Origin of the sequence: Emticicia sp. SJ17W-69 (genome assembly GCF_051209875.1) — a bacterium.
Lineage (GTDB): Bacteria > Bacteroidota > Bacteroidia > Cytophagales > Spirosomataceae > Emticicia.
Window position 1 is genome coordinate 928,785 of the sequence record NZ_JBNTQY010000001.1, and the last position, 14,563, is coordinate 943,347.

At 35.4% G+C, this 14,563-nt stretch carries 7 protein-coding genes; 1 reads left to right on the top strand and 6 read right to left on the bottom strand.

Annotation, left to right across the window (positions count from 1 at the left end; translation table 11 throughout):
* Positions 1-13 precede the first annotated feature (13 nt).
* On the bottom strand, positions 14-2,875 hold the full coding sequence (locus ACQUQZ_RS04095; RefSeq protein WP_435353478.1) for a M16 family metallopeptidase: 2,862 nt from the start codon (positions 2,873-2,875) through the stop codon (positions 14-16).
* A 223-nt stretch (positions 2,876-3,098) separates the two neighbouring features.
* Between ACQUQZ_RS04095 and ACQUQZ_RS04100 the strand changes: the two genes are divergently transcribed.
* Positions 3,099-6,968, top strand: coding sequence for an AAA domain-containing protein (locus tag ACQUQZ_RS04100; RefSeq protein WP_435353479.1), 3,870 nt, complete (start codon positions 3,099-3,101; stop codon positions 6,966-6,968).
* A 2-nt stretch (positions 6,969-6,970) separates the two neighbouring features.
* Here the strand turns inward: ACQUQZ_RS04100 and ACQUQZ_RS04105 are convergent, their stop codons facing one another.
* The 5 genes from ACQUQZ_RS04105 to ACQUQZ_RS04125 form a co-directional block, all read right to left on the bottom strand.
* Complete coding sequence (locus tag ACQUQZ_RS04105; protein WP_435353480.1) at positions 6,971-8,125, bottom strand: endonuclease/exonuclease/phosphatase family protein; 1,155 nt, start codon at positions 8,123-8,125, stop codon at positions 6,971-6,973.
* A 115-nt stretch (positions 8,126-8,240) separates the two neighbouring features.
* Positions 8,241-9,203: a hypothetical protein gene (locus tag ACQUQZ_RS04110; RefSeq protein WP_435353481.1), complete on the bottom strand. Its 963-nt coding sequence runs from the start codon at positions 9,201-9,203 to the stop codon at positions 8,241-8,243.
* 147 nt (positions 9,204-9,350) lie between these two features.
* Positions 9,351-10,721, bottom strand: a complete 1,371-nt coding sequence (locus ACQUQZ_RS04115; RefSeq protein ID WP_435353482.1) for an ATP-binding protein — start codon at positions 10,719-10,721, stop codon at positions 9,351-9,353.
* Positions 10,722-10,875: 154 nt separating this feature from the next.
* Complete coding sequence (locus ACQUQZ_RS04120; RefSeq protein ID WP_435353483.1) at positions 10,876-11,556, bottom strand: response regulator transcription factor; 681 nt, start codon at positions 11,554-11,556, stop codon at positions 10,876-10,878.
* An 88-nt stretch (positions 11,557-11,644) separates the two neighbouring features.
* Positions 11,645-14,542: a glycosyl hydrolase gene (locus ACQUQZ_RS04125; protein WP_435353484.1), complete on the bottom strand. Its 2,898-nt coding sequence runs from the start codon at positions 14,540-14,542 to the stop codon at positions 11,645-11,647.
* Positions 14,543-14,563 lie beyond the last annotated feature (21 nt).

Below are 14,563 nucleotides of genomic sequence, written 5' to 3' on the forward strand. Positions count from 1 at the left end.
ATTTACCATTATATTAGTTTTTTCCACTTCCCGAAACACCACCTGGGGCAGTAGTACCAGGTGCAGCAACTTTTTTATCAAAATCGCCAGCTTTTACAATAGTGATTTTCTTTGGATCAATGAATTTCTTCATTGCAGCATTTACTTGTTCAACCGTAATTGCCTCAACTTTTTTCTCGAAATCGGCATCAAATTGAAGTGTTCTGTCCAAATACAAGTAGTTGTTCAAACGTCCTGAAAGTTCGTTATCTTGTGAGCGAGAAACGCTACGACTTTGTAACCAACCTGCTTTTGCAGCTTTTAATTCTTCTGCAGTGAAACCTTCGTTGACAACTTTGGTAATTTCTTCATAAAATGCTTTTTCTAATTTTTCAGCATTTTCAGGAGCATAAATAGCATAAGTCATAAAACTACCCGATTTATCCATCGGACTACCACTTAAATTTGAACCAACACCATAGCTGATACCTTCTTTTTGACGAATTCTAACCGCCAAACGTGAACTCAAAAATCCACCACCTAACATATAATTCCCTAAAACCAAGCCTGGGTAATCTGGGTCAGTATCTTGTAATTGTAGGTTTTGGCCTGCCAAGAAAAGAGCATTGGCTTTGTCTGGCGTTTTGATTGCATTGGCTGTTGGGGCAATGTCTTGGAAAACTGCTTGAATGCGTTTGAAAGGAATAGGAGATTTCCAAGAACCAAAATTATTGCTGATAATTTTACGAACAGTAGCCTCATCAAAATCTCCAACTACCGAAACTGTTGCTGCTGATGCTCCATAAAAATCTTTGTAAAATTTCTTGGCATCTTCTACTTTAATGGCTTTGTTATTCTCCAATTGCTCATCAATGGTAGCAACATAACGAATATCTGACTTTGGATAAGGATTCATTGTGCGTTGGAAAGCATTGAAAGCCAAACCTTGTGGATCACTTTTTTGAGATTCAATTCCAGCCAAATTTTCTTGACGAAGTTTCTCAAATTCCTCTGCATCAAAAGTTGGGTTTTTCAAAATATCAGTTACAATTTCTAATACTTTTGGTAAATTATCTTTAGTTGTTTCGATACTTGCACTCACCGAATTACCGCCACCGCCAATGTTTACTTGTGCCTTCAATTTATCCAAAGTATCTTTCAATTGCTGACGGCTCATGGTTTTTGTGCCTTTATTAAGCATTGAAGCAGTATAACCGGCTACTGTTGATTTATTTTGTAAACTTTGTTCATCGCCAATGCGAAGTGTGATATTGGCTCTAACGCTATTTCCACGAGTTGATTTTGGTAATAGAGCAAACTCAATTCCGCTTGCCTCTTGTCCACGTTTGGTTCGGCTTTCGATATTAGCTGGCGATGGGTCGAATGCTTCACCTTGAGCAATCAGTGCTTTTCCTTTATAATCTTTGACTAAAGCATCCACGTCAGGCGTAGCAGGTATGATTACTCTATCAGGTTTTTCCTCTGGAATAAATACACCTATCGTGCGATTGGAAGGCTTGAAATAGAATTTTGCCACTCTTTTTACATCATCCAAAGTTGTTTTTGTTACAGCATCACGATACAAAAATGCCAAACGCCAATCACCTGCACCGATGTATTCACTCAATTGTAAGCCAATTCTATCCGAACTTTGGAAAGTAATGCCAAAGTTTTTCAAAATATCATTTTTAGCTCGCTCCACATCTTCTTTGGAAATCTCCATTGTTGGCACAGCGTCAAGTGTCGAAAGCATCGTTTTCTTAACATCCTCTAAGTCTTTATCTTTCAAAACACCCGCTCCAAAATAAAGGAATGTAGGGTCTTTGTTTGTGAAAGAGTAGGCGTATTGGTAGGATGCTTTTTTGCTATCAATCAAGGCTTTATAGAGAGTTCCTGCTGGTTCGCTTGTCAAAATAACTTGTAAAAGATCTAATGCCGCATAATCAGGGTGGCTTGATGCACAAATATGGTAAGCAGCTCCGATAGATTGCACATCGCCTACACGACGCAATGTTACTGAACGCTCGCCATCTTGGGTTGGTTCAACAGTATAGGTCGGTTGAAGTTTACGAGTTGGACGAGGAATGCCACCAAAATATTCTTCATTAATCATTTTCAAGGTTTTTGCCTCATCAAATTTCCCTGCAACTAACAAAACAGCATTGTCAGGTTGATAATATTTACGGTAAAACGCTTGTAAATTATCAATTGGCACTCGCTCGATGTCTTCACGAGAACCAATCGTTGAATTTCCGTAATTATGCCATAAGTAAGCAGTAGCAATGATTCGTTCGCTTAAAACACTTTCAGGGTTATTTTCGCCAGATTCAAACTCATTACGAACAACTGAAAACTCTTTATCAAGTTCTTCTTTTTTGATGAAAGAGTTTACCATACGATCTGATTCCAAATCTAATGCCCAACGAAGGTTTTCTTCGGTGGCGGCAAAAGTTTCAAAATAATTGGTACGGTCGAGCCAAGTTGTACCATTAGGTCTTGCTCCGTGGTCAGAAAGTTCCTTAGGGATGTCAAGATGTTTGGTTGAGCCTTTAAAAACCATGTGTTCGAGCAAGTGAGCCATACCTGTTTCGCCATATCCTTCGTGGCGTGAGCCAACCAAATAAGTAATATTTACAGTAGCCGTTTGCTTAGAAGGGTCGGGGAAAAGTAATACACGAAGCCCATTCCCTAATACATATTCTGTAATACCTTCAACAGAAGTTACTTTTAAAGGAGCAGGAATAGGTGCTTTTTCTTCAACAAGAGCAGTTTTGTTTTTCTTTTTACGCTTTCTTTCTTTTTTCTGGGCAAAAGCATCGCCTCCCAAAAAGAAAATACCAACAAGCATTGTAATCACTAATTGCCTGAAAGTGAGGGTTCGGTAACAGTTTAACATAATTTTTGAAATGGATTAAATGTGTAAGATACAAGGTTAGACAAAAACTATAAATTTTTGTCATTCAATAACGAAGAAAGTCGTTAAAATAATTTATTCCAAATAGAAAATGTTAAAATGCGTTAATCGTTGATAGAAGGTTGTAATTAACTATTCAAACCTTCGAGGCCTCTTTCAGACGGGTCACCCTGATCTTACAGGTTTTTTCACTTATCTTTGTCTTATGCAAAAACTCCTTAAAACATATCTTCGTCGGCTAACAAACCTAACTTCGAGAAATCGCTCATTGCTATTGCTCAATTTACCCCAAGAGCAATTCCTTGATTTGAACGAACTCAATTTTTTAGACGGAAAGCCTTCTTTTGAATATATCAATCAACTCATTGTTCAAAAAACAACGATTCCACTTTGTGATTTACTGGATAGTCGCATGGAAAAAGTCAATGAAGCAAGCAAACGTCTGAAAAAAATTGCTCGTACCGAAGCTTTTATTGAAGAAGAGCGTGGTTCTGAAGATTTGTATGTAGGTTATCCATTTGTAAAAGGCAAGCTTTCAGATGGAACGGTGGTGCGTTGTCCGCTGTTGTTTTTTCCTGTTACCTTAAAAAACAACAGCAAAAAGTGGATTTTGGAAAAGCGAGATGAAGCAATTTCGCTCAATCGGAGTTTTTTATTGGCTTATTCTCATTTTAATCAAATTCGTATTTCAGATGAATTTTTGGAAACTTCTTTTGAAGATTTTGATAAAGTTAGCCTTGTTTTTCGCACGCAATTATACGAATTGTTGAAAGAAAGTAAACTTGAAATAAATTTCAATCAAGATTTATTCACTGACCAACTAATTGATTTTCAAAAACTTACAAAAGCTGATTTAGAACTTTCTGAACTTAATGGCGAACTCAAACTTTTTCCACAAGCTGTACTTGGTATCTTTCCGCAGGCAGGGTCATATTTAGTGCCAGATTATGAGAAGTTATTAACCCCACCCCTTCCCCTCCCCGATGGAGAGGGGTATAATAAGGAAAATGTTTTTTTTAGAACCCTCCCTATCGGGGAGGGCAGGGAGGGGTTGGTCAAAGAAGAAACAACCTTTCTGCCATTTGCTGTGGATGCTTCGCAAGAAGCGGCCATTAAACAAATAAAAGAAGGAAAATCATTGGTGGTGCAAGGCCCTCCAGGAACTGGCAAATCACAGTTAATTGCCAATTTGGTTGCTGATTTTACGGCAAGGGGCAAACGGGTATTGGTGGTTTGCCAAAAAAGAGTGGCCTTAGATACTGTTTTCCAAAGGTTAGAAAAAGTCAAAATGGGCAATTTCGTGGCTTTAATACACGATTTTAAAAATGACCGAAAAGCCCTTTTTGAAAAAATAGCTAATCAAATTGAACAAATTGAAGATTATCAAAAGAAGAACAAAGGCTTAGATGCGATCTTCTTAGAACGAAATTTTACGCAAATCAGCAGAAGAATTGATAAGATTTCTGAAGAATTACAAGGCTTTAAAATTGCACTTTTTGACGAGTCAATCTGCGGACTTTCAGTAAAGGAATTGTATCTTACGAGCAGTTTGGAAAAACCATATATCAAGCTAAAAGAATTATATAAATCATTTGTATTCAATGAATTAGCTGATTTTGAAGGTCGATTGAAACGCTATTTTCAATATGAAGAAAAATTGCAAGAAACTGAAGAATATGAGTTTTGGAAAAACCGAGTTTCGTTTGCAAAATTTACAAATTCTGACCTGTCTAAAATCATTGGAACGGTGGAGGATGTGGAGAATTTTCAAGCAAAAAACACCACTGATTTTTCATTAATAGCACTCAATAGTTTTGATGAAAAACAAGTAGAGCAATTTTTGAAATTGCTCGAAAATAACGATATAGTAAAGATATTTGAAGCTATTTTATATGAAAAAAAATATCTAGAAAATCGACAATTCGATTTAACCAAAATCAAAGATGAAATAGAAAATCTGAATACAAATGATTGGATTGAAACGATATTGCCACAAACAGAGCTTCTTGTTAGAAAAACACAAATTGAGAAAGCATATTTGGCAAGTAAATCTGGATTAAATTGGTTTGTATGGAAGTTGTTTTCAAAAGATAAAAAAGATATTGAAAAGTTAGTTTTTCAGAATAAATTATCCTTGCAAACCACTGATTTAGAATTACTTAGTAAAAAAATAGACAACCGAATTTCTTTCGAGCAAATCAAAGAAAAGTTAGCTAAAAAAGATATTTTGATTGATCCACAAGATGATTTTGATTGGATTAGTCAAACATTAAAAAATTATATTTTGGCCAATAAAGCAAATGTAATTTATCAAGCCAATGGTTTTCTTAAAAAACCTGATTTTAGCCTTCCATATTATCATTATTTAGAGACATTAATTCTTGAAACTAAGCAGAAAATGCTTGTTTGGAAGCTGTATTTGACAAAAGAGCAGATTGAAGACTCTGGTGAAGCAACAAGTGAAATGTCGATAAGGTTTTTACGACAAAATTTCGATTATCTCGTTGAAACTGATCAATTGAAAGAATCATTCAGTCGAACAGAATGGGAAGTGGTCAAAAAACTCAGTGAAAATCCAAAAGATGCGATTGCTATTTTTCAAAATTCTTTGCGTTTGGCTTGGACAGAGCATATTGAAAATTTATATCCGATTTTAAGAAGTGTGAGTTCTTTGAAAATGAGTCAAATGGAAGAAGAATTACAAACTTCTATCAAACAAAAACAGGCATTAAGTGAAGAGATTTTATTGTTGAAATTGCGAGAACAAACCTATAAAGATTTAATAATCAATCGTTTACAAAATGTAGTAACATATCGAGAATTACAACACCAAACCACCAAAAAACGTAAAATTTGGTCAGTAAGGAAAGTTTTAGAACATTATTCCGATGAAATTTTCAAACTAATTCCTTGTTGGATGGCTTCGCCAGAGTCAGTTTCTGCTATGTTTCCAATGAATGTAGGAATGGATGAAAAATTGTTTGATTTAGTCATTTTTGATGAAGCATCACAATGCTTTGCGGAGTACGGTATTCCTGCAATTTTTCGAGGAAAACAAGTGCTTATTGCGGGTGATTCTAAACAATTACAGCCGAATGATTTATATCAGATTCGTTATGAAGAAGACTTAATTGATGAACCGATTTTAGAAATTGATTCATTACTTGATTTGGCGGCTCAGTATCTCCCGCAAGTTTCTTTACAAGGGCATTATCGGAGTCGTTCTTTAGATTTAATTGATTTTTCAAACCAGTTTTTTTACAAAAACTCTTTGCGGTTATTGCCTGATTATGAGGAAATTAATAAAAATAAACCTTCAATAAATTATATAAAAGTGGAGGGAGTTTGGGAAAAGAATACCAATGAAATTGAAGTGCAAATGGTGCTTGGAATTATCAAAAATTTGAAAGAAATTTCTCCTGAAAAAAGCATTGGAGTGGTAACTTTCAACCATAAACAAGCCGATTTGATTGAATTGCGAATGACCAATGAGATTCAAAAACAAACGCAAGTTTCTATCAAAAATATAGAGAATATTCAGGGAGATGAGTTTGATATTGTTATTTTTTCGATAGGATATGCCCCCGATGCACAAGGAAAAATGTTGATGAATTTTGGTAGTTTGAACCAACAAGGAGGCGAAAATCGCTTAAACGTAGGAATTACGAGAGCAAGAGAGAAAATTTATATAGTAAGTAGTATTTTTCCAAACCAACTCCGAGTAGAAGATGCCCAAAATCAAGGGCCCAAATTATTAAAAAAATACTTAGAATATGCTCTGGAAGTTTCTGATGGAAAGTATTTACCTAAGATTGTTCTCAATGAAAACTTCCGAATGGATTGGTTTTTAAAAGAGCAGTTGAAGAAAGATAATCCATTGTATATCAGCGAATTACCATTTGCTGACATTACTGTTAAAAACAATACAGGCAACTATGAATCACTTATTTTAACTGATGATGATTTGTATTATGCAAGTATTTCACCAAAGGAAGCTCACGCTTATTTGCTTCTTAACTTACAAGAAAAAGGCTGGAAAGTTGAACGCTTGTGGAGTCGAACTTATTTAAGATAAATTTATCGTTGAGCAAGTAATTTTGGAGAATTGGTAAGTGATTTCTTCAAAATATAATGAGCAACTACTGGAAAATGGTCTGAAATATTGATACCTGACAAGGTTGTGCAAGACTGAACGTTCCAGTCGGAGCTGAAAAATTGTTGATCTATTCGAGCATAGTAAGGTTGGCGGTTGAGCGTAAATCCCATGCCATGTCCTGCTTCTTCAAAAGCATTTTTAAAACTTAGTTTGAGTTTTCCGTAAGAATAACCAAAAGGGGTTTCGTTGAAATCTCCACAGATAATTACTGGGTATTGACTACCAGAAACATACGATTCTACTTCTTTCATTTGCTCATCACGCTTTTCAAATCCTTCTTTTAGCCGATAAAAACTATCTAATAATTCAAAAGTAAAGGTCTTGATTTGACCTTTTTTGAGAGCATCAAAAGCCAAATTAATACGAACCCCCATTGACCATAAATGAACATTTACCACCCGAACCGTATCTTGATTATAGGCAATATCCGCACACAGATAACCATTGATATTGGGTTGGTTTCTTCTGTCCCAAATTTTACTGTATTGCTTCAATATTGGATATTGAGAAAACAAAGCAAGTCCTATCAATTTGTTATTCTCAAAAGTAGTAAGATTTACAATGTTATTGGCGTATTGTTTTTCAATGGTTGGATTAGGTGAATATTCTTGAAAACAGGCAATGTCGGACTGTAAAGTTGACCAATAACGGTCATTTTTATTGCTTTTATCAAAAGATTCGCCATTGAAACTTAATACTTTTAGTGAAGATACTGGCTGAAAATTAATTTCTCCATTGCCTATTCCTACCATCCTTTTAACTAACGGAAAAGTAAATAAAATCCAAATAAATCCCGCAGTTGCGATCATTTTTTGCTTCTTGACCAATAGATAGCATGAGGCAATAAGTCCACCTAAAATGGCAATAGGAAGGCTCATCATTACAAATCCAGTTATCCAATGGTCGAAAATTGGGTAGTAGCAAAATGCCATTGTCATAAATAGGTAAGCTATGCTTATGTAGGCTGTTGGATATTGACGAAATTTTTTGAAAATGAAATGAATTATTTCAAAAAACATTTCTCCAAAAACATGAGTAATGGCCAATAAAAATATTTTAAAATCGTAGAATGTCATGGCTAAATTAATTGGGTATGGCTAATTTCAGGGTTTGCAAACTTGGTTGTTTGCGTATTTTTCAAAAAAAAGACGGTATATGTTAAACACATACCGTCTTTGAGGCTACGTTTTTTTATTTTACTTCAAAAGCACCTCTTCCTATTTTGAAGCCCTCTGAATACAATTCTACATTGTATTTTCCTTTGCTATAAGTTGCACCCTTTCCTGAGATTATATTTACCTTTTGGTCGTTGTTCTCAAACGGAACGCTTTGTTTGAAACTGTAACCAATCTCTTTTCCGTCAATTTGTGCGATACCGCCATTACCATTTTCAAGCACAGCACCGTTGGCATCAAGCACTCTCACATAAATATCTTTGTTGTTTTGCACTGCTACTGGATTAGATGGCATGATGAATGACACTTTCAATTGATCAATTCTTGATGCTTTATAAGCTCCTCCATCGCGTTCTTTTCCTTTTGATGACAAGGCAGTGACTTCAACATTTACTGCTTTCATGGCTGAAGCCAAAGTTACTTGACGTTTTAGGTCATTGTTTTTAGCTGTAAAATCATCAACAGTTTGGGTTAAAGTTGTTGATAATGCCTCTTTTTCAGTTTTTAAGCTTGTATTTTCAACCAATACTTGTTGCTTTTCGGTTTCAAGTGTTTGGGTACGAGCTACTAAAATACCATTTTCTTCTTTCAATTTGCGAATATCATCGTCTTTAGCAACCAAGAAAGTTTCGTATTCTTTGATTTTAGTTTCATATTTTTGAAGTGAAAAACTAAAATCAGATTTTAATTTTTTCTTGTCACTTTCCAATTGAGCTTTTACTTCTTCTAATTCAGCGATATTTCCACCTAAACTTTGAACTTCTGCGATTTTGAGATCTAATGATTTTGAAATTGAATCGAGTTTGATTTGTGTGGAGGAAAGTTGTTCTACCTTAGAAGTCAAAGATTTTTGTAATTCGATAGTTTCGTTTCTTGCTCCCATGAACAAATAGCCTAAAAGAGCTAAAATCCCAACAAGCACACCGATGACTACTTTTAAAACACCTTGATTGTTTGATTGAACAGTTGTCGTTTCCATAGGTTATATTGATTTTGTTTAAACTTAAATTATTTGATAATGCAAATCAACAACACCAATGTTAAGCACGACTTAAATCGACTTTAAATTTAGCTTAAAATTCCATGATCGGTAAATTTCTTGTTTGCTGAATGATTTAAAAGAAAGTTACTTTACAAAATTCAGTGTAAAAGTAGTACCTTCATTATTTGAAACTACACTAATAGTCCCATTATGAAGTTTAGTTATTTGTGCAACAATTGCTAAACCTACCCCATGACCTTTGGTAGCTTTTGCTGTTGCATTACTTCTGTAGAATGGATGAAAAATATAAGGCAAATCAGCTTCGGGAATAATAGGTCCTTTATTAAAAAATGAGATTTTTATTTCACTAATAGATGCTTCAAAATTAACAAATACAGTTTTATTATCTGAAAACTTACAGGCATTATCCATGAGATTCATCATTGCAACTTTCAGCGAAGCCTCATTGCCTTCTATGATTAATGCTTCTTCGTCTTCTGGGAAATCCTCAAAATTAATTTGAATATCATAATCTTCATGCCATTTTTTTAATTGACTTTTTGCCTCCCATAAAAGTTCATCAACTCTAATGGCTACACGCTGAATAGTCTCTGAACTAACAACAGTATTTGCCAAGTCGAGAAGGGTGTTGGTCAGTTGTGTAAGTGTTCGTGTATCTTCTTGAAGTGCTTTTAGACTTGTTTCATAGACCTCAGGAGTACGTCTTTGAAGTAAGGTAATATCAATTTGTGAGTAAATTTTAGTTAATGGGTTTTTGAGTTCGTGCGAAACATTGGCAATAAACATTTTTTGCATCACTAATGCCTCTTCGATGCGGTCGAGAAGTTGATTAAAAGTAGCTACAAGTAAGCCAATTTCATCAGAACGATTGGGGTGCTGCACTCGTTTTTCGACATTAGCTGGAAAAATATCATTGACTTGTCTGATAATACTCGACATAGGAGCGAGGGCTTTATCAGCAAAAAACCAACCTGAGATACCAAGTAGAAGAATGCCAATCAAAACCATCACCACCAAAATCTTGCGTAAGTCTTCGAGGGCTTCTTTTCCATTTGTATCAATGGCACTTACAATAACCCAATAACTAAAAGCTCCTTTTTTGAGTTGAATGCCAAGCGTTTGATAATAACCTGCATGAAAATAGGTTGGTTTATTTTGTTTTTGAATATTAGGAATAAGCTCTTTAAATAATCCAGAATAAGGTTCTTGTGTGGAGAAAATGATTTTTTTTTGTTTTTCATCATAAACAAAAATACTTTCATCACTTAGAAACTCTTTTTCTGAAGCATTAACCATTTTCAGGACTGTTGTATTGGCCGTTTTTAAATCAAAAAGTAATGTTGTAGTAGTGATGGCACGGTCTTGTAGGCGTTTAAAAAAACGTTTTTCGAGATAAAGTTTGCTAAAAAAATAGACACCTACCGAAAAAAACAGTAGAATGGCAGTTACAATTGCCATAAATTGGTAGGTAAGTCGAGAGCGAATATTTATCATGATAAGAGTTCTGAATGCTGAGTTCTGAATTCTGAGTTTTTTAGAATGTTACAGAGAATGAGCCACTTATAGCCCAAAACTCAGAATTCTGAATCTGTTAGAAAGTTATAGAGAATGTGCTACTCAGAACTCAAGACTCAGAATTCAGCACTCTTTAGGTTGTTACTTTCATTACATAGCCCATACCAATTTGGGTATGTAAAAGCTTTGGTTCAAAGTCTTTATCTATTTTTTTACGAAGGAAATTAAGATAAACCTCTATCACATTTGTACCAGTATCGAAGGTGATATCCCATATTTTTTCTGCTAATTCAACTTTTGAAATCACTCGTCCTTGGTGTCTAATGAAATATTCAAGTAGGGCAAATTCTTTGGCAGTAAGTATAATTTCCTTGCCATTTCGAGTGACAGTTTTGGCATCTAAGTCCATTTCGAGGTCGGCAATTTTGAGTAAATTAGCTGTTTGAATCGAACCAAAATTTCGGCGAGTCAATGCCCTTATTCGAGCCATTAATTCTCGAAATTCAAATGGTTTTACCAAATAATCATCCGCACCAGCATCAAGACCTACAATTTTATCATCGGTTGTGCCTAAAGCTGTCAATAATAAGATAGGAGAAACAACTCCTTTTTCTCGGAGTTTTCGACATAAATCTAAACCACTCATTCCAGGAAGTATGATGTCCGAAATAATAATGGCATAAGGACTTCGGGTAGCCAATTGTAATCCAATTAGGCCATCGTAAGCCACATCAACTTCCCACTGCTGTTCTTCCAACCCTTGTTTGATGAGTTGAACAGTTCTTGCTTCATCTTCGATTACTAATATTTTCATAGCATTACCATTGGCTTTGCGTCAAAATTAGGAAAATTTAAAGATAAACGAAGAAAAGAGTTCAATAATTAGTGTTGGGATAAAAAAACTATTGCATTTCTAAAGGTGTCAGTGTTACTTTTTCTAATAAACCCGAGGGCAATGGTTGCCAATTTTTGGTGGTAAAATAGCCTTCTTTTCCTAAGTTTGGTCTGAGTCTGGCCGATACATTGATGTTATAAAACTTTTGCCAAACCTCACCTTGTTTTTCAATTGCTATTACTCGGTTTGCCATAGAATTGGATACATTGATGACCAAGGTATTTTGAGCTTTAAACATGCTATTGGGGACAAATACTTTATAAGTTGGGCCAAGTAAAGTACCTAAAAAATGCCCATTTATTGTCACACTTGCACTTTCTGCTACTTTGCCTAAGTCGAGCCAATACCCTGATGTTGAGCTACTTGGATTTGAGAATTCAAGCGAATACGAGGCTGTTCCTGAGAAGTTTTTGTAACTTTCGTCATCTAAATTTGTCCATGAGCCAAGTGTTTGGGTTTCAACTGTTTTTGGCAAACTTGGACCACCTTCGAGGAATGTAATTTTCCATTTTCCAGTTAATTCTTGAGGCTCGGCTTTTGTTTTCCAGTAGGCATATTCTGTGCTTTTTATTGGTGTTTTATAGGTTTCAATGATGCAAGATTCGCCAGCAGCTAATTGTAAATAAACTTCGTTGGTTTTTGAATTAAACTTTGCCATGCCTAAAGCTCCTGTCATTGGGTTGTATAATGCAGCCGATTTCGCAATTGCCTCTAATTTTACCCAACCTTCATAGGCTTTTGAAGTTTTGTTATTGATAAAATAATAATTGCCTTTTTCAGAGCTTTTTCTGATAAACTGCAAACCATTATCAATCATTGTTTCACGATGAATTTTAGCGAAGATCATCATTTCTTCTAAGTTCTCGCCTACCAAAATGGATCCTTGACCAATTTTGGCTTGACTAAACCCTAAAGCTGTTTTACTAAAATTTAATTGAGCTAAAATATTCTTAAATTTAGTTCTTCTTGCTTCTAAATTTCCTAAACCTGGCACATCAATAGGGAGTTTTTTATGAAAAATAATATTGGCCCCTTGCTTTGCTAAGGTGACTAATTTTTCAAAAGTTTCAAGAGGAATTTGCTCACTTTCGGCTAATAAAATAGTTTTATAGCTAATGCCACCAGTCAAAATTTCTTGATTTTTAGCATTTAAATGGCCAATTTGTTTGTCTGAAATAAAATCGAAGCCATAACCACGGTCGAGGAGTTTTTGCCCTAATTCTTTAAAATCTGTGCCGTTGAATTCTGGCGTTACGCCATCAAAATGCTCCAATAAACCTTTAGGAGAAGGCTCGGTCAGGCGGTCAGTAATAGGAAAGTAAAATAATACATCGTTGTTTCCCTTGCTATCTTGAAGGAAAGTTTGACATCGAGCTACGTAATTGTTTAAAGTACCAAAATCTTTCCAAAAAGGATTGTGAGGCGTAAAATGTACGGCAGCATAAAATAACCAACCTGGAAATGCAGCTTCTTTGGGCGAATAATTGGTGCCATGATAAAAAAGATGATTGATGCCACCCACCATAAAAAGGTCTAATGCTCGCTTCACATCAGCTAAATTTGAAAGAAAATGCTCATTTTCCCAAGTTGCCGACTCGGCTGATGCGAGTTTTTTACCCATTACATTGGCTGCAGATGAAGCAAATTTTATTCTCAACAAATCTGTTCCTTCGATTTCAGGAATATCAACGACACTATATAAGTCCAAAGTATTAGCAGGCGAACCATGAGCTTGATTTCTAACAATTTTGCCACGTGCATGAGCCCATTTTGCCCATTCAGTCGTATATTTTTCAAGAATCAAATCGCCAATTGTCGCTCTATAATCAAACAAAACTCGGTGATTGAGGTCAGTATTTTCTTTATTGAAAAGATCGGGTAAATGGTTACGAAGGTCATAACCTCGACGAGTTTTGAATTCATCAAATAATGCCTCAGTCCAATCAGATTGCCCACGAGCATCATCGACTTCGTAAGAATCATTGAAGAATGCCCTCATACTTGAAATATCATCTTTCGACAAAGCCTTATCGAAAGCTGTAAGGTGATTTTTGATAGCTTTTGCCGAAAAATGGTCGATTACATCACCTTCGCCACCTGGGCCAGCACGTTCCACCATTTTGCCATGCCAACCTTGAAAAATGGCATAAAGTGCCCAGTTGCCTGTTGGGGCTTTCCAGTTAAGTTTTCCTTCTTTGCTTACTTTTTCTGTTAAATTTAAAACTTCACCTTTATCTGAATAAGCCATTAAAGTCTGTAAAGGCATTGCCTTCTCAAAACGTACTTGGTCAATGGCCAATTCTTGTAAATTTTCATTGGCTGAAATCGGGTATTTCAAAGCTCCAATTTCAGTCTTTTTAGGTAATACATATCTCAATAAAGGCGTTTGATTGAGTGCGATGGTTTCATTAAGTTGTTCTCCTTCTTTCAAAAGGTAAGTTTTATGAGCAACATATTTGCAGGCATCTTCTGGTGTAACCCAACGTCCTCCAAATGGCCAACCCGAAGCATTTGCCAAGTCGATGCCCATGCCTAAGCGAGTTCCTTCTTTGAGGGTATGCTTAAACATATCAACCCATTTGGGTGAAAGAAAATCAATAAACTGTGATTCGTAACCTTTTACACCATAAATAGGCGTAATCTCCAAACCTCCTAACCCTACTTTTTGGTAATTTTCCATATTGTAGGTCAAATCTTTTGGGTTTACAGCATTACCTTCCCACCACCAACGAGACCAAGGTTTGGATTGCTGAGTAATAGGCTTCCATTTTGGTTGAGCAGTAGCAATAGTGTTTGTAAGAAGGATTATAATTAATCCTACTCCTAAAAGTGGGAGGAAGATAAAAACCCTCCCTATCGGGGAGGGTTGGGTGGAGTTGTTAGTAGAGAATACTTTATTAAACATTTTTGTAAAATATTAATTATC